The organism is Kribbella sp. NPDC051587 (assembly GCF_044453945.1).
Classification (GTDB): Bacteria; Actinomycetota; Actinomycetes; order Propionibacteriales; family Kribbellaceae; genus Kribbella.
Map to the genome: position 1 here is coordinate 1 of NZ_JBITDE010000018.1, position 20,098 is coordinate 20,098.

Below are 20,098 nucleotides of genomic sequence, written 5' to 3' on the forward strand. Positions count from 1 at the left end.
CGCGGCCCGCGGCCAGGACTGGGCGCCGCCGGACAGCGGCCTCGGGCCCGAGGCCGGGCCGCGTGGACCGCAACTGTGACCATCCCAAGAACGGGGGATCGATGACCGAACTCGTGCAGTCCGAGCCGTGCTGGATCCTGCGCACCGGCAACTCAGACCTCGAAGAGCGGCATTTCGGAACGTCTGCGGCCGCCGCGCAGTGGGCAGCCCGGTACCCCGACGTGTCCGCCGGGGCCGAGGTCGTCCAGCTGGAGGTGTGCTGCTTCATGGCGCGCTGCACCAGCTGCGGCGAAGCTGAGGCTGATGCCGAACACGCCAGGATCCACCCGTCCGCCCCAGAAAATGCGGTGCTGGGTCCCGTGGACGATGTGAAGATCCGTGCCAGGCAGAGGCTGTGGTGCGACTGGTGCCTGAACACAAGTACGGAAGAACGGACCGGCGGCACCCACCGGATCGAGATGCGAAGGGAATTGCAGGTTCATGCAAAGACGCTGCGGTTATAAGTCAGTCGGCTCCCGGCCGGTTAGGGTAGTTGCCAACGGCCACGAACGACTGGGGAGATGGACATGGCGCGCGGAGGTAGTCGCCGACGTCGCGCCCCTGACCCCAACCAGCTCTCGATGGATTTCCTTTGGGGCGACGACGAGCCAGCAGTCGAGGAGCTCAGCGATGAACCGGTACGGAGCGACGGCCCAGAAGTACTTCCGGGACTTTTTGCCGACCCGGTACAGCCAGATCGAGGACCCGGAGGACTACTTTCAGGACCTCGGCCAGCAGATCCAGGACCAGATCACGGACCTGACGCCGGAGCTGGCCGGCCTCGACCCCAAGGGGGAGGGCTTCCTGGCGAAGGTCGGGCGGCTAGAGGCAGCCAAGAAGTTGGCGGCCGAGCGGGTGATGGCCGAGATGGTGTACTCCCAGGTGCCGGAGAACGAGACCGAGGACCTGCCCGAGGAGACGGCGAACTACTACGGGGACCTGCATCAGACGATCCAGGACATCCACGACCTGACCGGATCGGTCCTGACCGAGCCGGACGACCAGGAGCAGGACCCGACGCAGGATCGGCAGACCCCGAACCGCTGAGGTGGCGGCCCGACCCGGCCGCCCCCAGTGTTCCGTCCAGCCCAAAGGCCCGCGCTGCTGCCAATCTGGCCGCGATCCGGCTGCTGACCACGCTCGACGACCGCGGCACACCGGCAAACTCTGACGAGCTACAGACGCTCGCGGCCTGGTCCAGCTGGGGCGCAGTGCCCCAGATCTTCGACGACTCCAATGCCGAGTTCTCCGCCGAGCGCTCCGAGTTGCGCGGGCTGCTGTCCGACACCGAGTGGAACGCTGCGGCCCGGACCACCATCAACGCCCACTACACCGACCCGGCGTACGTCGAGGCGATCTGGTCCGCGCTCACCACCCTTGGTTTCACCGGCGGCCAGGTCCTCGAGCCCGGTTCCGGCAGCGGGACCTTCATCGGCCTCGCCCCAGCGAACGCGAAGATGACCGGGGTCGAGCTCGACCCGATCACCGCGCGGATCGCTGCGAAGCTTTACCCCGGCAGCGACATCCGCGCCGAGTCGTTCGCCGACACCCGCATCAGCGGCCGGTTCGACGCCGTCGTCGGCAACGTGCCCTTCGCCGACGTCCGGCTGACCGACCGAGTGCACAACCCCAGCGGCGCGCACTCGATGCACAACCACTTCATCATCAAGTCACTGGCGCTCACCAAGCCCGGCGGCATCGTCGCGGTCCTCACCAGCCGCTACACCCTCGACAGCCAGAACCCCGCCGCACGGCGCGAACTCGCCGAACTCGGCGACATGATCGGCGCCGTGCGTCTCCCGGCCGGCGCCCACCGCCGCACCGCCGGTACCGACGTCGTCACCGACCTCATCGTCTTGCGTCGCCGCGAACCCGGCCGAGCCCCCGACGCGGACAGCCAGCGCTGGCTCGACACTGCCGCGAACCTCGAGCTCGACGGCAGCACCCACCGTGTCAACAAGTACTTCCTCGAACGGCCCAACCGCGTCCTTGGTCAGTTCGCCGTTGGCCGTGGAATGTACGGCGAAGAACTCGTCGTCCGCGGCGACGGCGACACCGCGATGCAGCTGTCCGGCGCGCTGCACGAGGTCGTCTTCGACGGCGTCGCCAAGGATCTGCGCTGGACCGCGGATGCCGAGGAGCATGCTGTCGTCCAGGCGGCCGCGCAGATCGGTGGCACCGACGGCCTGTTCGTCGGGCACATCACCAAGATCAGCGACACCGAGTTCACCGAACATGGCATCGACGGCGCCGCGGTGCCCTTGCCTGTCCCCAGCACGCAGGCGGCCGAGCTTGGGCAGCTGCTGCAGCTGCGCGACACCGTGATCGGGCTGCTGCGTGCCGAGGCGGCCAACCTCGACGACACCGCCGAGATCGGGCAGCTTCGCGCCGACCTCAACCGGCTCTACGACGCCTACCAGGCTGCCCATGGCCCGTTGAACAGGTCCAAGGGACGCCCGTGGGTCGACAAGAAAGGCAACGACCGGGTCACCTGGACCAGGCCGCCGGTGATGCGGCTGTTCGGCCGAGACCCTTTCTCCGCCACGGTGTTCGCGCTGGAAGAGTTCGAGCCAGCGACCCAGACCGCAACCAAGGCCGACATCCTCACCCAACGGGTCATCGCGCCCCGCCGACCGGTGCTGGGCGCCGACACCCCGGCCGATGCGGTCGCGATCAGTCTCGACACCCATGGTGAGCCGCGCCTCGACACCCTGGCGAAGTTGCTCGGTGTCGACGAGGCCGCTGCCCGGGAGTCTGTGCGGGGGCTGGTGTTCGAAGACCCTGAGCTGCAGCGCCTTGTCCCCGCGGCGGAGTACCTGTCGGGCAACGTGCGTCAGAAGCTCGCAACGGCGATCGCAGCTGCCGAAGAGGACGAGCAGTACAGCGAGAACGTCACCGCCCTGCGCGAGGTCCTGCCCGAAGACCTGCCGCCTTCGCGGATCCACGCCCAGCTCGGTGCCGCATGGATCGGCGCCGACGACGTTCAAGCGTTCCTGCGCGAGATCCTCGACGACCGACGTGTGACCGTCGAGCATGTCATCGGCTCGCAGTGGAAGATCGACGGCGGGCAGTACGGCGTCAACGCCACCACCGAGTGGGGCACGACCCGCTACCCCGCCGGGAAGCTTGCCCAGCACGTACTGCGGCAGTCGCAGATCCGCGTCGTCGACGTCATCGACGAGCGCGAGGTGTTCAACCCGGTCGAGACCGAGGCCGCGCAGGAGAAGGCCAACCAGCTCAACGAACGGTTCAGCGAATGGGTCTGGGAAGACCCCGAGCGGGCCAGCCGGCTCCACCGCGTCTACAACGACACCTTCAACTCGCTCGTGCTGCGCTCTTACGACACCGACCGTCTCAGCCTCCCCGGCCTGGTCGAGACGTTCGAGCCGAGGCCACACCAGTTGGCCGCCGTTGCCCGCATGATCGCCGAGCCCACCGTGGGACTGTTTCACGAAGTCGGCGCCGGCAAGACCGCCGAGATGGTCATGGGCGTCACCGAGCTGCGACGCCTCGGACTGGTCCGCAAACCGGCGATCGTGGTGCCCAACCACATGCTCGAGCAGTTCAGCCGCGAGTTCCTGCAGCTGTACCCGCAGGCCAGGATTCTCGCTGCGGGCACCGAAGACCTGGTCGCGGCCAAACGGCGCCAGTTCGTGGCCAGGGTCGCCACCGGCAACTGGGATGCCGTCATCCTCACCCGGACCGCCTTCGAGAACCTTCCCGTGTCCCGGGCAACCCTGGAGACCTACCTCGACAACGAGATCACGCCCCTGCGCAAAGCCGTGGCGGACATGAGGGCAGGCGGTGGCGACAACCGCACCGTCAAGCAGGCCGAGAAGTCGATCCTCAATGCTGAAGAGCGGGTCAAGAAGAAGATGGACCAGGTCAAAGACCCTGGTGTCAGCTTCGAAGAGACCGGGATCGACTACCTGTGCGTCGACGAACTCCACGACTACAAGAACCTGCTGACCCCGAGCAGCATCCAAGACGCCGCCATCACCCCCGGCTCCAACCGGGCCAGCGACCTGCATATGAAGGTCGAGTACCTCAGGGCCCGGTACAACGGCCGCGCCTTCACCGGTGCCACCGCCACGCCGATCGCGAACAGCATCAGCGAGGCCTACGTGATGCAGCGCCTCGTGCGACCCGACCTCCTGACCGACGCCGGCATCACGGACTTCGACACCTGGGCAGGCACGTTCGGCAAGCTGGTCACGAAGGTCGAGCTCGCACCGGATGCCACCTCGTGGCGCCTCAAGACCCGGTTCGCCAAGTTCCGGAACCTCCGCGCGCTCCAACGCATGTGGCACACCGCCGGCGACGTCAAACTCGCCGACGACCTGGACCTCGACGTCCCGGCCCTGGTCGAGCGGCCCGACGGCAAACGACTCCCGCAGGTCGTCGTCGTCGAGCCCAGCGACGAGGTCCTCGACTACGTGCGAGACCTCGGGCGGCGCGCCGAAAACATCCAGAACAAGCTCGTCGACCCCGACCAAGACAACATGCTCAAGGTCTCCAGCGACGGCCGCGCCGCTGCGCTCGACATGCGTCTCATCAACCGCGACGACTACACCGGCCGGCTTCCGCTGACCGATCTGTCGAAACCTCCGAAGGTCGCACGAGTGGCCGACGAAGTGGCACGACGCTGGATGGCGAACCGCGACCGCATCTACGAAACCCGCAGCGGCGAACCGCACGCCGTACCGGGTGCCCTGCAGATGGTGTTCTGCGACCTCGGCACACCCCGCGACACCTGGAACGTCTACTCAGAACTTCTCGATCAGCTCGTCGCACGCGGCGTCCCGGGAGAACAGATCGAGTTCATCCACTCGGCCAAGAACGACCGGCAGAAGGCCACGCTGTTCGAGGCCGCCCGCACCGGCCGCGTCCAGGTCCTCATCGGCAGCACCAGCAAAATGGGCGTCGGCACAAACGTCCAGACCCGGGCCATCGCCCTGCACCACGTCGACTGCCCATGGCGCCCGGCCGACATCACCCAACGCGATGGCCGCGGCGTCCGGCAAGGCAACCAGAACGACGAGATCGAAGTCCTGCGCTACGTCACCGAAGGAACCTTCGACGCCTACTCCTGGCAGACGATCGAGCGCAAGGCCGGGTTCATCGGCCAGTTCCTGTCCGCGCGCGACGACCTCGACGAGATCGAAGACGTCGGCGAGATGGCGCTGTCCGCGACAGAGATCACGGCTCTGTCCAGCGGCAACCCGCTGCTCATGGAAAAGGCGGCCGCCGAGGCCGAGGTCGGCCGGCTCGCCCGCCTGGAACGAGCCCACGGCCGCACCCAGTCGATGCTCGAACACCGCATCAACGACCACACCCGCCAGATCGCCGCCAGCCACAACACCATCGGCGACCTGGAAACGGCCATCGCGCTACGCGTCGACACCCGCGGCGACAAGTTCCGCATGGAGGTCGCCGGGATCCGCTACAACGAACGCGCGGACGCCGCCGCGGCCTTCGCCAACCAGCTCGCTGGCGTCATGAACCGCCGGCCCGGGACGAACACCACCACCCGCATCGGCGAACTCGGCGGATTCGAACTGACCGCCGAGCGCTTCTACCGCGAAGAAGTGCCCCATGCCGTGGTCCGCTTCACCGGCGGGCTGATCGACAACGTGTCCATCAGCCTGAACGAGAGCCAGAACCCGTCACCCGGTCTGGTCGTCCGGCTCGAAAACGCCGTCCGGACCCTCGACCGCAAACTCTCCGGCCAGCACGAGTACATCGACGAGCTGACCACCGAGATCTCCCGGGCACGCGACCAGGTCGGCCAGCCCTTCAAGTACCGTGCCGAGCTCGACGCGGCCTACGCCACTCGTAAAAGCATCAACGACCAGTTGAGCGAAGCCGCCAAACCGGTGACACCGGCCGCTGAAGCTACCGCTGTCGAACAGCAGCCCGACAGCCTCGCAGCCAGAGCCCGCCAGCACGTTCACGACCAAGCTCAGCCTCACCAGCCGGCGCCCGAGCAGGAACCAGCGCACCGCCCACCCACACACGGCCTGACTCACTGACGCCGCGCCGCCCGTACGACGCGGTCCGGTGCAGGCATCCCTTCGCGCCAGATTTGGGTTCGCAACTTGGTCCAACCAAGAACTGTCGGCCGGGTCCGCTACGGTGCCGGTAGGCCGTTGCTGTGACGGCTCTCGCCCTACCGGCCATGCCCCACGCGCATCCGGGAGCACGGGCCAAGATCCTCCGGGTCACGCAGTCCCTTGATCGATCATGTCTGCCGTGACGAGACCACGGCGGGAGCGTGGGACCTGCCGAGGAAGCGATGGCTGTCATGGTTTCTGACGACACGAGTCCGGGGCGACACACCGCCCGTAAGAACGCCGCCCGGGCGCTGGCGGCCGCCAGCGGCATCTCCTACACCGCAGCCCTGCGCCAGGTGGCCAAGGACGACACCGATCGGCAGCCACGCCTTCGGTGGGTCCTCACCGATGACGTACGGGCCTGGTTCGCCGGTGAAGGCTGGATAGGCGTGCAGTACCCGGACCTGTACGCCTGGCTCGATGACGAGGTGCAGCCGACCTACGACTGTGACTGGTGCGGGCAGCCCGGCGACGCGCGCAGCGTCGACTCCAGCATCGTGCTGACGATCGCCGCCTTCGACCCGGACCTATCACCAGTCACCGGGCACCTGACGACCCGCAAATACCACGCCGCTTGCAAGGCGTCGGGCATTCGCTGGGCCACACCGTCGCCGCTCACCATCCCTGCCGGCCCGCAGCTCATCGGCCTGCCGTCCAGCGCCCAGCCCGACCAGGTAGCCGAACTCGACCTGGATGCCCGCCCCGTCATCTATAGCGGCGACCCCGAACACGACGGCCGGGCAGTGCTGCTGCTGACCGCGCGGGTCATCGACGATCTGGGCCAAGGCACGGCGCCGTGGCTGACCGAGTTCGAACTGTTCCTGCGCCAGCACGGGTTCGGCCATCCGGGCAGCTTCATCGACACCCGCGCCGACGAGTGGTCCCTGCGCATCGAAGCCCTCCACCAGCCACAGTGGATCGCGTTGCGAACCGCGACCGCCGACGACGGCAGTGTCCGCGGGCTGCTGCTGCGCGCCCTGGAACTGCCGGATGCCTGGGTCGAGCAGGCACGCCACGACCAGGAGGTGACGGTCGTCGCAGGCCCGTGCACCAGCCACTGGGACGAGCCCGGTATCGACGTCGGCGTCGCTGCTGATGAGCTCGCGAAGGAGCACCTCGAACCCGAGGACCCGGGAGGATGCCGATGTGCGCTGCTGGACGCCGCGCACGTCGACGAACTCCTCGAGGGCTCGTTCGTCATGGGCCAGATCAGCGTCGTCGCCGACGAGCAGGTGCACTGACATGACGTCCACCGCGAACACAGCCCGCAGCGCAGCGCTGCAACAGGTCAGCGCTGACGCGCCGCACGTCGCCGAATACGAAGGCTGGTGGCAGGTGCCCGACGGCCTGCTCACCAAGGCCCAGCTGGCCGACCTCGAATTTCCGCGGCGGCCTACCGAGACCCCCGCCGGCAGGGTCTGGTCGGAAGACTTCCGTGGCCGACCCGATCGGCTACTGGTCGACCTGTACCGGCCGGAAGCGTGCCTGCCTACAGGTGCGAGCGCGGCGCAGCTGCAGGCGGCCGCCGCCCGGTCGACCACTCGCTCGTACCAGTGCGCAGTGTGTGGTTGCCGGCCGGAGCGCACGCTCGACAGCAGCAACCCGCTCTGCCAGGTGTGCTCGCACATTCAGCGGTTGCAACGCCAGCAGAACAAAGCGCGACAGGCACAGCGGTTCGCCGCCGACCGTCTCGCTGAAGCCATGACCTGGCCCGGGGCGGTGGTCCTGCACACGACAGAGAAAGGACAGCTGACCTCGTCGGGGCGCCCTCGGCCGCCGCTGTCTGCCCGGATCAGCGCCGTGGCCGCCGCCGACGGCCGCAAGCTGCTGGACGTCACGGTGTCGCTGGTCACCAGCCCTCGTGCCCGCCTGCGCGATCCCGACGCGACACCGGCCGCCGAGATCACGGACAAGGTCATCGCTGTGCTCGGCGGGAAGCCCTTGATCTGCTGGGCCCACAACGACATTGCGACCCTCTCACGGGCTGTGCCGTACGACTGGCCCGCTACCGAGCACCACACCCAGCGGCCGCGGCTGGTCACGATCGAGACGTGGTCGACGGCGTGGCGGGCACAGCTCACGGCCAAAGGCGGGCCCATCCCGGCACGGCATCCCGGCACCGCAGACCGGCTCTGGCTGCATCTGACCCGGATCGTAGCCAGCGCCGACCTAGGCGATGTAGAGAGGACCGCTGGCTACCCGGAAGGCATCGAGCCCTCCGGGTAGGGCCGCCGGCCGCGTTGGGCTACAGGCGTTTCACCGAGCGCGGGAGGCCTTGCGCAGCTCGTCGACGGCCCGGGTTGCCATCCCCAGGGTGGCGTTCGGGCCGTCGATGTGACGGTAGGTGTAGCCGGCGCTCAGGGCTGCCGCGATCAGTTCGCCGTTGGACACGTACCGGCCGATCATGTTCTCGACGATGTGCTTCATGTCGTAGCTGCGGGCCGTCGGAGTTTTGATCGGTGGGACGTTGTCGCGCAGCCAGCCGGCGATCTCCTGGACCGAGCTGTCGTGCCCGGCCAGCTGCGTTCGGTCGCTGGCGAGCGCGGCTCGGCGTTCGGCCGGTGTCTGGTCCGCGTGCCGGGACGAACCGAACCCGTAGTAGCCCAGCGACGGATGCTGTTCCATCACTTGGGCGAGGCTGCGAACTGGGCCGAGCACCGTGGTCGGCCGCGCTGGCGTGCGGGACGTGGTCGCGCGGGGGAGCGGCGGTTCTCCACGCCGCCGGCGGCAGCTGGCGTGCTCACAGTGAGCAGCGTCAGGGGCCGCCCGAACGATCAGCCGCGGCAGCGCATCGACTGCGGCCAGAGCGGCTGCGATGCCCGGCAGGTGTTCTCGCTTGGTGACGGCGTACCGGTCATAGGCGATCCAGAGACCACGCTCCTCGGTGGGACGGTCCTGCAGCGCTCCGGCGACCTCCCGGGCGACGTCGTCCAGCTCCCACCAGCGGGCGCCGCTGCTGATCTTCACCGCCATCAGCGGCCCGTGCTCGGCTGCCGTCTTGGCCCACCAGCTGCAGTCATGCGGCTTCGTCCACGCGGTCAGCGGAGGAAGAACCTCGACCTCGACAGCTGGTCGTTCGGAGAGCTGGCGGCGGGCCACCAGATAGGGGCTGCCGGTTTCGGCCTGTCGGGCGCGGATCGCGGCCTTGCGGCGCTTGTTCTGGGTCATCATGTGCTCCGTCTCGCGGGACGTCCCACGTCCGGTCCCGCCGTGGGTACATGAGTCGACCTGGCGAAACGCTGCTACGCGATTCGGGTGGGAACCTTGTCTTCGCCGTTGCGCCGGACGTGGGCCAGTACAACTCGGAGCGGGCACGCGTAGCCGTGCCACTACCTAGTCTACCTGGCCGAGGCGATCGGATGCGGTGCTGACGACGATGTTGGTTCGGCTACGACTGGTCCGGGATCGATCGCAGCCGCGGGGGCGTGTAGTCGAGGTCGAATGCCTCGAAGGCGGTCCGGTCCAGGTGGAGCTGGCGCTGTGCCGCGGCGTCGTGGCAGGCCTGAAGGTCGGTCGTGCAGACCAGGATCTGGTTGTCCGGGCCGCGGTCGTTGAGGATCTCCAGGTTCAGCAGCCGGCCGGTGTCCCCATCGGTCTCGAGCCGGAGTGTGCCGCACAGAACGCACACGGGGCGCGTGAGGGGATGGTCTCGAAGGAGCGCATGCCGGGCCTGCTCTTCGCTGGTGTGCGGGGTGGTCGTGTAGCCGCACGAGCAGCACGCGCGCACCTTGGTCGCGCCGGACGGCAGGTATCCGTTGCGCATGTGGACCGGGCCACGGAGTGACCCAGTGCCGGTATCAGGTGATTCCGGCACTGGGCTGCTCCGCTGATTGTGCTGGCGAGCGCCATGCTGCTCCTCAGCGCTCGTCTGTCGCGCAGCTCTGGGGGCAGTCGTTGTCTTGACCTTGCTCGTCGCCGCGGGGTTGCGGACTCTGGCGCGGATGCGCGCCGCCCCTGCGCTGTGGCGGCCGCGCTGCGTCGTACTCGGCGAGGAGCTCGGCGAGCCGCTGCAGCGCCGGGCCCATCTGCAGCCCGCTGTCATCAGTCTCGTCGACGAGCCGGTACTTCTTCCGGTCACGTTGTTGCTCGGCAAGGTCCAGTTCGGCGGCGGCAATCAGTGTCCGTGCTGTCTCGGGAGACCCGAGAAAGCTTTGCCAGTTGGCGTCTTCGCGGCCGAGGACCGCCTTCGCCATGTTCACCATCTGCCGGATGTCGCGGTTGTGGCGGACCAGGTCGTGGTTGGCCTCGAGCTCGGCGATGGCAGCAAGGAAGGCCTGCGCCCACTTGGTGTGGTGTTGCCGGACCCAGGCGACCGGTGCGAGATCTTCGTTGAATTCGGCGGTGTTCCAGCGCTTCAACAGCGTGGAGTCAGACTTCCCGATCCAGCGGCTCAGCTTGTAGAGCGCGGTACCGGCCGCGACAGACTCGATGGCGAGGCGGCGTTGCTCGTCGTCCAGTGGCTGGGTCAGGGCGGCGCGCGCGGCCTCCGCGGCCAGTACCCGCACGCGGGGGTCGGCTTGGCGAGGGCCGTTGCCGGACAGGTCGTGCATGATGTCTGCGGTCACGGACCGCAGATTCTCCCGTGTGCGCTCCGACAGCCCGGCAGCCGACAGGAGCGGCCCGAGGTGCTGGCTAGCAGTGGCGGGATCGGCTGAGTCGATCTGGTCGAGCCAGTGCTCCATGCGGAGCCCGCGCAGCTTGATCCGTGCCACGTGAGTGAGGACTGTGTCGGCGGACGTGCTGGGACCACCACAGAGGTCGAAGGCGTAGTCCACCAGCTCCCACAGGGGATCATCGTCGGCGAGATCGTCGGGGAAGCTGATCTTGTCCACGTAGGTTTCGCTGGCCCACAGAATGCGGGCGTGCCCGGTGTCGAGGTCGGGGGACCGAAGCAGCCATGCCGCAACCACGTGGCGCTCACTGCAGTAACGCCGGAAACCGACCTCGGCCACATCCAGACCGTCCACCGCCTTCGCCGCGGCCTTGGCATGCCGGAGCATGAGAGCCTTGCTGGGGCCGTTGTCCCACTGCAGGTACCACTTCGTGCTGCGGCCTTCCGTGGAGTAATCCGCCTCGACGCGGATCGCGGCCCGTTTCGCCACCAGCAGGGCGAGCTTGCGCATTGCCGGGCCCTTCCCCTGTGCCACGTCGCCTCCGGCCATTGCGATTCGAATTCACAATTCTAGGCGATGATCGCACCTGCCGGTGTGGTGATGTCGCCGGACGCGGTAGCGCTCGTAGTTCATCTGGACCGGTGGGACCGGGCTGAGTGATCCTGGCCAGCGTGAACTACGAATGGATGGTTGAGCGCATCCGGGCTTTCCACGCGACGTGCCGCACCGTCAGCGTTTTGCCCGATGCGAGCAATCGATGGCAGCTGACGCCGATCGGCGACGAGTTGGAAGCGAAGTACCGCGGCGAGCTGCCGACGTTTCTGAAAATCGTCAGGGCTCTCGACGTGGCGGTGCCGGGCACTGTGTCGGTCGACCTCAAAGCCCAGGCAGGGGAGTACCGGGCGGTCGCAGAAGCGGCGCTCGGAGTTGCATTGGACGCCGCGCTGGTGAAGACGAACCTGGCTCCGGATGCTCCAGCGGTTGGTGCTGACCACTTCCATCCGTCGATCTGGGCGGCCGCCGAAGCCATCTGGACAACTGGCAGATATCGAGTCGCGGTGGGCGCCGCCACTACGTCGTTGTCCGCGCACATTGCACAGAGGACCGGGAGTGCTCTGAGCGACCGGGCTCTCGTTCAGAGCGTCTTTGCTCCGGGCATTCCCACCCCGACACAGCCTCGGCTGCACTTCGTCAAGGAGGGCGCGGCGACCGATACCTGGAAATCGCGCCAGGACGGTCTCCACCTGATTGCTCAGGGAGCCTTTGCCGGCATCCGGAACATCGCGGCTCATACCGCCGACGAGTGGACCGAACAGTACGCCTTGGAGCAGCTGGCTGTGTTGTCTGTCATCGCGCGCTGGGCCGATGAGACCGAACTGGTGATTACATTGCCCGAACCCGAATCGGCCTTCCAATCGCCAACCGGCGAAGCTGTTGGATAGCTTTGCGAAGGTGGCTACTCCCCGAAGCGATCCCGAGCCCGGATCCAGCACCGAGTCCGTTCAGGACGCCGTCCCGGTCGACGATCCGTTCGCGCCCGTCGAACCGACCGAGCCAGGTGCCGTACTGAGCGACTGGTTTGACTTTTCGGCCGGGACAATCGACGACCTGGCCGAAGAGCTGAAGGCGGCCTTCGAGGTCGGCGAAGGCGACGAGCTGGTTGCCCGGACGCCGCGCAGCGAGGACCTGGCCGAGATCACCGTCGCGGCTGTCCGGAGATATCTGTACAACCGGAAGGCCGGGCCGGGTCGTACTGATCCACGGCAAGCGATGGTCGATTGGTTCTCGCTCCCCGCGGCGCACGAAGAGGCGCCGCAGCCGTTCACTCTGCTCACGGGCGCTTTTCATAGTCCGTGGCGCGCGAGCAGCACTGAACTAGCCAAAGAGGCCATGGCTGCCGTGCGGCGGTATCTGCGCGACTGCGCAGCGCAAACCGCCTCACCAGAAACACCGACGCCAGATCCGAAACGTGAAGGACTCAGCGATGAACGACGCACCCGCGCCGAATGGTAGGCACCACCAGGCCGCGGGTGCAGGTGGAAAGGACGCGGGACAGCCGGTGGACGTGACGGCGTCGAGGACTGCGCTCGTCGCGGCCCAGCCAGAGATACGCCGCCTCATGGCCGCGCTCAGCCAAGCCATCCGGCCCGCCACCCAGGGGCAGGACTGGGCGCCCGAAACGGAAGCGGTCTTCCATGCCGCAGTCGCACTGGAGTGGCTGACCGAGGCCCTGGCCGTCGATGACGACAGCGACCAAGCCCAGCGGCTGATCGACGCCGTGGCCCGGATGCAGAGCTTCACCACCGCTGCGCACCGGCGGATCGCGGAACTGCGCCCACGCGAAGACCTCGCCGGCGACGAGGACCGGCGCCGCGTCAACGACTGTGTCACCACCGCGCTGATCTACAAGGCCGAGCTCGCTGTCATCCTCCCGAACGGCACCGAGACCAGCATCGAACTCGCGCCCGCCAGTGAGGGCGGCGTCAGCTGGACGTCAGCCCGTCTGCAGCTGGCCGCGGTCGACGGCCCGACCCAGCTCGCAGTGACCGCCGCAGTCACCCAGCTTGAGCAGACTCTGACTGAGGCACTGCCCGACGAGGCCTGGGGCGACCAGTAAGAGCTGAGAAGATCCGCCGGGCCGCGGACATGTTCTGCCACGACTAGCGTCTCGACGATCTGCCGGCGGGACGGTGACTCAGATCCTCTGACCCGGCCGGTGACCCACTACCGGCCGAAGCCCGTCCCGTTCGCTGCCGACCAGGTTCGCCTGCTGGCCGTCGACCAGGACCGCGTTGCCGGGACTTTCAGCTGGACCAGCTTTGCCGCGATCCGGCTCGGTGTTGTCGACGACCGTGACACCGCGGACGGGACCCAGGGCAAGGGGTCGTACGACGACCATCTCGACGTACAGATCGTTCGCCTGTACGAGGGCCGCCGGCCGGACCGTGGCTGAGCCGGAAACAACCGGTGCTGTACGGCGGGTGGCTTGGTTAGGCTGCTGGGCATGACTCATCCTGAGTGGCCGCGCTGGATGCCTCCTCGCTTCTCGGTCAGGCTGGGCCGGGATCTGGCCGATCCGGAAACGGTTACGGCCGACGTCGTGTCCATCCGCACGCCGCTGCAGACGTCCGCGCAGTGGCAGGACGAGGTGTACTTCTCCGACCGCATCGATTACCACCGGTACCGCCTCGCGGTCCGTCCCACCGAGGATCTTGAACCGACCAGCGAAGACCTCGATTGGCTGAGTGCCGTCCCCGGCTACGACGTGGCCAGCCTGCCCGGTGTCGCTTGGGATCGGGAGCGGGATCAGAGGAAGCCTCAGTACCCGCCGATCGTGGCAATGTGGATCGGAGACCGGCATGGCCTGGCGTTCACGAACAACGGCGACGAGATCCGGATGGGGCATGTCGGCCAGGTCAGCGGATCATCTTTTCGTGAGACGGCGCCCTACCCCGCGGTTCTCTACGCCTGGCTGAGCAGGCACCCCATGACTCCGCTCCCGGACCTGATTCAGCTGCGGTGGCTGAACAACTCCTACGGCAACCACCTGGTGAAGATCGAGGTCGTCAGCACGCCGTTCGATCGTCTCCTGCACGAGATGATCGACGGTCCGCCGTCGTCGGCCTCCTGAGCCAAATCAGCCCGCCGCGCCAGTCGGTGCGGTCACCGGGATAACCGGCGCGACCACACGCCCCCCACCAGGAGAGGACACTACCCCTGTGACTGCACCGATCGAAGGCGCTCTCCTCGATCACCGCCAGGTCCATACAGCGATCAGGGCCGCGCGCGACCAGATCCGCCAAGCCGACGTCGAGGGCTCGGCCTGGCTGGTGGCCGACCTGCTCGAGCAGTACCTGGACGAGCTCGCTGTCTATGAGGACGCGGCCGGTCTGCTGACCAGTCACCAGCAGACCCTCAGCTCGGGCACCGCGTTACTGACGATGGACGAGATCATCCGCGACGTCGAAGGGCCGCGACGGCAGCTGGTGTGGAGTCTCGCGCAGTTCACGATCTCGCTGGCCGGTGACCTGGCCGACCCTCGCGACACCTTCACAGGCCATCAGAGCTACGCCCCTGCAGAGAGACCGCCAGCCGGCCTGGATGCCCCGCTGGTGCTGCCATCGCTGCCCAGCGCTGTCGCCGACGGCGATCACCGCTGGGACGGCGTCCGGACCGCCCTGACGGCCTTGCGCCGTACCGAGCAGACCGATGATCGCATCGGACAGCTGGACCGCAGTGCCGGCGGCGAGGACCAACTCGATGTGGCGGCCGATCACGCTGCGACCCTGACCTACCGGCTACAGGACTACGCCACCGCAGTGGCTGACCTGTACGCCCAGCACTGGTCGACCTTGGTCACCAGGTCCTGATCTATACCCTCACCCAACTCGTCAGCTGGCTGCTGGCTGATGAACCCGGTGGGTCTGGGACCGTCCATGATTCTGCTGTGATCACCAAAGCCGTACGAGGAGACTGATCGATGGACGACGCTCAGCTCTGGGCCGACCTGACCAAGCTCGTCCAGGTGCACGCCGGCCAGGAACAAGCCGCAGCAGAACAGACCGCCAGGCATCTCATTGCCGCCGTCCGTCGTGAACGCGACAGCGTCATCGGTCATCAACGCCGGACCTGGGCACCTGGCGACGAGCTACCCGACCCCCCGCCCGAGCACGTGGTCGATTTGGACGGCGATCTGTGGGAGTTCCTGCCCGGCCGCGGCACCTACCGGCTGCGTGCGCTCGGCAATCGCAAGCAGACCGACGTCCTGTTGGACGTTGGCGGGGTCCGTGACTGGCAGCAGCTGCTCGACAGCGAAGGGCCGCTCACTGAGAAGCCCGGCATCGACTGGGCGCGGGTCGCCGCCAATCAGTAACGCAGGCACGCCACCACGGTGCAACCGCCGCTTGTGAGTTCCAGGCGGTCACGTCGGGTAGGGCCTAGGGTCGGTTCTCGTGAACGACTACATGCGCGACGTCAGCTCCGCCGCCCAGGGTTGGGCAGACAGCTTCGACCCGGGTAGCGCCGGCATCAACATCACCGACCTGGTGATCCGCGACCCCTACGGCGAGGAGCCCCTACTCGAGCTTCCGCTGCAGGAACTGGTCAGCAACGAACTCCACTACGTGCTTCGAGCCGACACCGCGGCCCGAACCAACTCCGCTCCGGCCACCAGGGGCCTGCTTGGCGCCGAAGCTGACACCGGCGAAGCGCTCCGCCACGCCGCAGCCCGGCTGGACCAGTTGACCAGTACCGCCGAGATCTACGGCAGCGGCGTCGATCGCGGCTGGCCGGCCGATGCGGCCGCCGCGCTGCACGAGACCTCCCGCGTCAGCGAACTACTCGCCGAACTCGTCACCTACACCACAGGCCCGGTCACAGAAAGCCTCAGCAAAGGCCGCGTCGTCGCGCTGCCCGCGCCCGGCGCCAGCGATGTACCGAACCAGTCCGCGGTCGTCGACGCCCACCGGGAAGCGGCTGAGGCGATCGCCGGCCTGCTCGGCGACGTGGCCGCCAAGCTTCAGGATCTGTCCAGCCAGGTCGCGCGGCTGCAGCACACCACCAGCGCCGTCCCGGGTGCCGACAAGAACGACGGTCCGACCCTGGACACCGAGACGGTGCTGGAGTGGCGGATGCCGGGCTACTCCAACGACTGCCGCTTCCACATCCGGGTCTTCCGGCCCGACGGGCAACTCCCGGTCGTGGTGATGGGCCAGATGGGCGACCACCATTCCCAGTCGATCATGAACTGTGTCGAGGAAGTGGCGGCCGTGGTCGGCGAACTCCTGCTCGACGGTGCCGCGCACGACACTGTCCAGTGGGTCCAGATGTTCCCGCCCGGGAGCGTCGGCGGGCCGAGCGCCGAGGCCGGGCTCATCCAGGCCGTCGGGTTCGCCAAGCCCTACGGATCCCCGAACTGGAACTTCCTCACCCACGACGAGCTGGAGAACCTCGCCGGCGGCCCGGTCCGCCGCTGGCACTCCAGCGGCTACACCGTCCCCGCCATGACCCAGCGAGGAATCCCGATCGTTCACCCCGAAACCCGCCGCTACCGGCCCCCGCGACAGGCCGACCCCACTACCACCGGGCCGGTAGCAACCCCGCAGCCCGACCCCGGCGGCGAGCGAACCCGCCCGGAGAAGCGCTGGTGGCAGCGCCGCCGCGACCAGTAGAACTGCGCCGGGCGTCCCTCGACCGGACTGGCCGAGGGACGCCGGCGGATTGCGCCTGTTCTGAGCTAGTTGATCGGCACCCCGGACTTGCCGTCCGCAGCAGCCTTCCACCGTGCACGGTCGGCAAGCTCGAGTGGCACCACCCGGTACGTCGTGTCCTTGCCCTGGTTCTGGTCGATCTGCCGCCAAGTTGCCGCGTCCTGCTCTGCTGCCGCCTCATTGGTGTAGGCGGTCGTGCTGAACGTCGTTCCCGAATCGTCCGCCTCGTTGATGGTCAGGACGTAGACCGTCTGATTGGGCACCGCTGATCTCCTGTCTGGTCGGTCCCCAATTCCTACACGGCGACCAGGCGCCATCGCACACAACCCGCGCGGCGTACTCGGCCCTGGCAGCATCGAGCGAGGTGGCCGGGACCGCTTCGTGCCCGTCGGGCTTCATTGTGATTGCGATTCGCAATCCGAGCGGCGCCGGCCATCTCCGCCCCACGGGGCCCCGCCCCGGGCGGCCAGTCGGCGGTTCGTCGAGCGTCCGACTCGGGGCCCTTGCTGTAGTGCGCAGCTTCAAGTGTCGAAGCACCGAGCAGGCAGGCTTTGCTCAAGGGGCCTGCCTGCCCGGCGTAACGACTGCGCGCTGACTGTGGCGCCGCCCTAGGTCAGTCGCGCTTTGGTGCGTTCTTGCTATCACGAAGAGCTACCACAAGGTGTAGCAGTGAAATTACAATCGCAACCAGGTGGAGGGCAATGACGATTCCGTCCATGCTATCCCACCTCCTTTATTTGATTTAGTTCTCCTTTCATGTTGGGAATGATTGTTGAACTTGATTCTATTATACGGCAATCCCGTCTATTTGTCACATTTCCGACATTCCGCTGAGAGGAGTTCAGTAGGAGATCCGCTCAAGTAACTCGTTTATCTTGTCGCGACATTGATGAGGGCTAGAGCTGCTGCGAGTGTGGCAGTGATTGCCGCGATGAGTCGGGCTGGGCTGACTGAGATGTTGACTCGGCCGGCGAGTCGTCCTGGCTGTTGTGGGGACGAAGTCGAAAGCAACCATCGCTGAAACAGCAGGATGAAGAACTGCGCAACAGAGGCGCTGAACGATGTGACCCGACGGCGGGTCCCGGCCCGGGCCGCCCGGCGCCAGTAGTGGGTCTTCCTCTGAGCCGATCCTCCCAGTGCGGGAGGGATCTCGTGCGACGTCCCGCGGTCACGGCTCGTTTCACCACGGGTCTGCTTGTCAACTGGCGGCTGCTGATGAGATCGGTCCGATCTGAGTTGCGGCTCGTGAGGCCGGGGCCGAAACAGTTCGAGATATGCGGCTCTCTTCACTTCCAGTGCCGAAGTTGTCGGACCACGTGGCGCGCTTGTAGCGGTCTTTGCGGGGAATGGCATGATGTGGTGTTCGTTAAATCTGGCATGGATGTCACCTTCTTCCTCGCTGATGAGTAGGGTCAGGTTGTTGTCGGTGAACAGGCATGAGGCTGCGATGGCCTGCTCGCAGGCCTTCATGATCGCCTCGGAGTTCGTCTGGCGGTCGAGGATGAGGGTGATGAGCAACCGGGCCACGTCGGGTCTGACGGTGGCAAAGACGTTGGTTTCGAGGAGGTCGTCTACGACTGCCCTGGCCGACCAGGGATCGCTGTACTCGACGAAGGAGACGACCTTCTGCGAGGCTCCGGCCGAAAGGTGGCGCAGCAGAATGACATCTGGGCCGCCCCGATCGATTGCGTACGCCGTGTCGTGGGGGAGTGGGTAGACCCAGGTAGGCCGCCGCAGGTGCACGGCCGTCAGCTCGCCGCAACGCCAATACGGCGGCGCCGTGCCGTCGTTCCGCGAGGCGCGGTCGACGAGGTGGACGAGGGCATCGTCGATGTCTCCCTCGGAAGCCACCGTTCCCAGGTTGCGCTGCTGGCGCATCTGGTCGAGCAGGGCGTGGGCATCTGCGGGGGCGCCCGGATTGCCGGGCGTGTTGAACGAGGACCCATCGAGCAGGTCGTCGAAGTCCTGAAGCAGGTCGGAGATTGTTCCGGCCCCGCCCCCGGCCGGCCCGTGGGCCGGCCGGGGCATCTCACCGCAGGCTGCGGTGTTCATTTTCGTGTAGGTCATGATTGAGCTACTCCATCTAGGTCAGGTCGCTGCGTTCGCTCGAGTCGGGCAGCTCCCCGGAGAGGTCGGCATCCGCTTGTGGCGGATCTCCATGGGCATCCGCGGGGCCTTGTAAGGCCCGGCGGTGCTGGCTTTTGCGGGTCCGCACGATGTGCGGAGCGAGACCGGTGATTTCACGCCTCTCGCGAGGCGTGTATCCATCGACCTCGAGCTGGAGGTAGGTGCGGTAGGCCTGGTTGTCCTTGAGCGGTGCTGCGGCCATCGCGCGTTCGGCCTCATCACGTAGGCACGCCAGTTCCTCGGGTCCAGGCCCGGGATGGACGAGCTCCGTGCGCATGTACTCCCGGCCGGCGGCGTCGTACGACGTCACGTAGACCGGGTTGCTGTCGATCTGTTCGCGGCTCTCGCCCTGTCTGGTGATCGAGCTCGCCAGACGAGTTTCGGTGTACCAGCGGTTGAACGCCGCGACGAAGTGCATCAGGCAGCAGTTGGTGAACCAGGTCTTCAGCGAGGTGCCCCCGTCGGGACGCCACTCCTGCAGAGCCTTGTGCTTGAAGTAGACGATCGCGTCGTCGATCGTCGCTGTGACGACCTTCTTGCGATCGGCGCCGGTCCAGCCGGGTGGTGGTGTCGGGCCGGCGAACGTCTGCTCCTTGCCCCAGTAGCGGGCCGCGGAGTAGATCGTGTTGTCGATGACCATCCTCATCAGCACCGGATAGACCTCGTCCAGTGCTCTGTGCTCGTACCTCTCCCAGAGTGCTTCGCCCGCTTCGGGGCTGGGCGGGTCGAGCAGCAGGGCTCGCAGCTGCACGTCTTTCAGACGCTGCAGGTCGTTCGGTGAGGGCCCCCGGGCATACCCCGAAGGGCCCGCATGATCACCCGGTGAGTTTCCGTCCGGAAAGTCTCCGGGCTCAAGCAGGCTTGAGCTCATGGTGGTGCTGCTCCGTGAAAAGTGGAAGGTGGAGGATGAACCGCAGGGGAGGGCGCACCCACTGACTAGAAGGCCCGGCGGCAAGGCCCACACCGGGTGTTCTAGGTGGGTTTCGCGCGGATGCGA

19 protein-coding genes are annotated in these 20,098 nt (G+C 67.1%); 13 read left to right on the top strand and 6 right to left on the bottom strand.

Annotated features, from left to right (window positions below):
• Positions 1-101 precede the first annotated feature (101 nt).
• The 5 genes from ACIA49_RS38495 (at position 102) to ACIA49_RS38515 (ending at position 8,378) form a co-directional block, all read left to right on the top strand.
• Positions 102-503, top strand: a complete 402-nt coding sequence (locus tag ACIA49_RS38495; protein ID WP_396383227.1) for a hypothetical protein — start codon at positions 102-104, stop codon at positions 501-503.
• A gap of 166 nt (positions 504-669) precedes the next feature.
• On the top strand, positions 670-1,086 hold the full coding sequence (locus ACIA49_RS38500) for a hypothetical protein (protein ID WP_396383228.1): 417 nt from the start codon (positions 670-672) through the stop codon (positions 1,084-1,086).
• A 164-nt stretch (positions 1,087-1,250) separates the two neighbouring features.
• The gene (locus ACIA49_RS38505) at positions 1,251-6,071 is read left to right on the top strand and encodes a helicase-related protein (protein ID WP_396383229.1); all 4,821 of its coding nucleotides are present in this window, start codon (positions 1,251-1,253) and stop codon (positions 6,069-6,071) included.
• A 272-nt stretch (positions 6,072-6,343) separates the two neighbouring features.
• Positions 6,344-7,393: a hypothetical protein gene (locus ACIA49_RS38510; protein WP_396383230.1), complete on the top strand. Its 1,050-nt coding sequence runs from the start codon at positions 6,344-6,346 to the stop codon at positions 7,391-7,393.
• 1 nt (position 7,394) lies between these two features.
• On the top strand, positions 7,395-8,378 hold the full coding sequence (locus ACIA49_RS38515; RefSeq protein ID WP_396383231.1) for a hypothetical protein: 984 nt from the start codon (positions 7,395-7,397) through the stop codon (positions 8,376-8,378).
• Positions 8,379-8,408: 30 nt separating this feature from the next.
• Here ACIA49_RS38515 and ACIA49_RS38520 read toward each other — a convergent pair whose 3' ends face one another.
• From ACIA49_RS38520 to ACIA49_RS38530, 3 genes are all read right to left on the bottom strand, one after another.
• Complete coding sequence (locus tag ACIA49_RS38520; RefSeq protein ID WP_396383232.1) at positions 8,409-9,320, bottom strand: hypothetical protein; 912 nt, start codon at positions 9,318-9,320, stop codon at positions 8,409-8,411.
• A 220-nt stretch (positions 9,321-9,540) separates the two neighbouring features.
• Entirely contained in the window at positions 9,541-9,915 is a 375-nt protein-coding gene (locus ACIA49_RS38525) for a hypothetical protein (protein WP_396383233.1), read from the bottom strand.
• Between the two features lie 94 nt (positions 9,916-10,009).
• The gene (locus ACIA49_RS38530; protein WP_396383234.1) at positions 10,010-11,275 is read right to left on the bottom strand and encodes a hypothetical protein; all 1,266 of its coding nucleotides are present in this window, start codon (positions 11,273-11,275) and stop codon (positions 10,010-10,012) included.
• Positions 11,276-11,436: 161 nt separating this feature from the next.
• Between ACIA49_RS38530 and ACIA49_RS38535 the strand changes: the two genes are divergently transcribed.
• The 8 genes from ACIA49_RS38535 to ACIA49_RS38570 all read left to right on the top strand — a co-directional run bounded on the left by ACIA49_RS38535 (position 11,437) and on the right by ACIA49_RS38570 (position 16,935).
• Complete coding sequence (locus ACIA49_RS38535) at positions 11,437-12,207, top strand: TIGR02391 family protein (protein ID WP_396383235.1); 771 nt, start codon at positions 11,437-11,439, stop codon at positions 12,205-12,207.
• A gap of 10 nt (positions 12,208-12,217) precedes the next feature.
• Entirely contained in the window at positions 12,218-12,778 is a 561-nt protein-coding gene (locus tag ACIA49_RS38540; protein WP_396383236.1) for a hypothetical protein, read from the top strand.
• The gene (locus tag ACIA49_RS38545) at positions 12,750-13,382 is read left to right on the top strand and encodes a hypothetical protein (protein ID WP_396383237.1); all 633 of its coding nucleotides are present in this window, start codon (positions 12,750-12,752) and stop codon (positions 13,380-13,382) included. Before ACIA49_RS38540 ends, ACIA49_RS38545 begins: the two co-directional genes overlap by 29 nt.
• A gap of 99 nt (positions 13,383-13,481) precedes the next feature.
• The gene (locus tag ACIA49_RS38550; protein ID WP_396383238.1) at positions 13,482-13,718 is read left to right on the top strand and encodes a hypothetical protein; all 237 of its coding nucleotides are present in this window, start codon (positions 13,482-13,484) and stop codon (positions 13,716-13,718) included.
• Between the two features lie 51 nt (positions 13,719-13,769).
• Positions 13,770-14,396 (top strand): hypothetical protein, encoded by a 627-nt coding sequence (locus tag ACIA49_RS38555; protein WP_396383239.1) that lies wholly within the window; start codon positions 13,770-13,772, stop codon positions 14,394-14,396.
• A gap of 88 nt (positions 14,397-14,484) precedes the next feature.
• On the top strand, positions 14,485-15,135 hold the full coding sequence (locus ACIA49_RS38560) for a hypothetical protein (protein ID WP_396383240.1): 651 nt from the start codon (positions 14,485-14,487) through the stop codon (positions 15,133-15,135).
• 110 nt (positions 15,136-15,245) lie between these two features.
• Positions 15,246-15,638, top strand: coding sequence for a hypothetical protein (locus tag ACIA49_RS38565; protein WP_396383241.1), 393 nt, complete (start codon positions 15,246-15,248; stop codon positions 15,636-15,638).
• A gap of 79 nt (positions 15,639-15,717) precedes the next feature.
• Complete coding sequence (locus ACIA49_RS38570) at positions 15,718-16,935, top strand: hypothetical protein (protein WP_396383242.1); 1,218 nt, start codon at positions 15,718-15,720, stop codon at positions 16,933-16,935.
• A 65-nt stretch (positions 16,936-17,000) separates the two neighbouring features.
• Here the strand turns inward: ACIA49_RS38570 and ACIA49_RS38575 are convergent, their stop codons facing one another.
• From ACIA49_RS38575 to ACIA49_RS38585, 3 genes are all read right to left on the bottom strand, one after another.
• Positions 17,001-17,237 carry a hypothetical protein gene (locus tag ACIA49_RS38575; protein WP_396383243.1) on the bottom strand — a complete coding sequence of 79 codons (237 nt, stop codon included), beginning with the start codon at positions 17,235-17,237 and terminating at the stop codon, positions 17,001-17,003.
• A gap of 607 nt (positions 17,238-17,844) precedes the next feature.
• Positions 17,845-19,041 (bottom strand): hypothetical protein, encoded by a 1,197-nt coding sequence (locus tag ACIA49_RS38580; protein WP_396383244.1) that lies wholly within the window; start codon positions 19,039-19,041, stop codon positions 17,845-17,847.
• Between the two features lie 16 nt (positions 19,042-19,057).
• Positions 19,058-19,852: a hypothetical protein gene (locus ACIA49_RS38585; RefSeq protein WP_396383245.1), complete on the bottom strand. Its 795-nt coding sequence runs from the start codon at positions 19,850-19,852 to the stop codon at positions 19,058-19,060.
• Positions 19,853-20,098: the final 246 nt, after the last annotated feature.

Bases quoted from the DNA above. Each gene is read 5' to 3' on its own strand.
- ACIA49_RS38495 (WP_396383227.1), top strand. From the start codon at position 102: ATGACCGAACTCGTGCAGTCCGAGCCGTGCTGGATCCTGCGCACCGGC.
- ACIA49_RS38500 (WP_396383228.1), top strand. From the start codon at position 670: ATGAACCGGTACGGAGCGACGGCCCAGAAGTACTTCCGGGACTTTTTG.
- ACIA49_RS38510 (WP_396383230.1), top strand. From the start codon at position 6,344: ATGGTTTCTGACGACACGAGTCCGGGGCGACACACCGCCCGTAAGAAC.
- ACIA49_RS38515 (WP_396383231.1), top strand. From the start codon at position 7,395: ATGACGTCCACCGCGAACACAGCCCGCAGCGCAGCGCTGCAACAGGTC.
- ACIA49_RS38520 (WP_396383232.1), bottom strand. From the start codon at position 9,320: ATGACCCAGAACAAGCGCCGCAAGGCCGCGATCCGCGCCCGACAGGCC.
- ACIA49_RS38525 (WP_396383233.1), bottom strand. From the start codon at position 9,915: ATGCGCAACGGATACCTGCCGTCCGGCGCGACCAAGGTGCGCGCGTGC.
- ACIA49_RS38530 (WP_396383234.1), bottom strand. From the start codon at position 11,275: ATGCGCAAGCTCGCCCTGCTGGTGGCGAAACGGGCCGCGATCCGCGTC.
- ACIA49_RS38545 (WP_396383237.1), top strand. From the start codon at position 12,750: ATGAACGACGCACCCGCGCCGAATGGTAGGCACCACCAGGCCGCGGGT.
- ACIA49_RS38555 (WP_396383239.1), top strand. From the start codon at position 13,770: ATGACTCATCCTGAGTGGCCGCGCTGGATGCCTCCTCGCTTCTCGGTC.
- ACIA49_RS38565 (WP_396383241.1), top strand. From the start codon at position 15,246: ATGGACGACGCTCAGCTCTGGGCCGACCTGACCAAGCTCGTCCAGGTG.
- ACIA49_RS38580 (WP_396383244.1), bottom strand. From the start codon at position 19,041: ATGACCTACACGAAAATGAACACCGCAGCCTGCGGTGAGATGCCCCGG.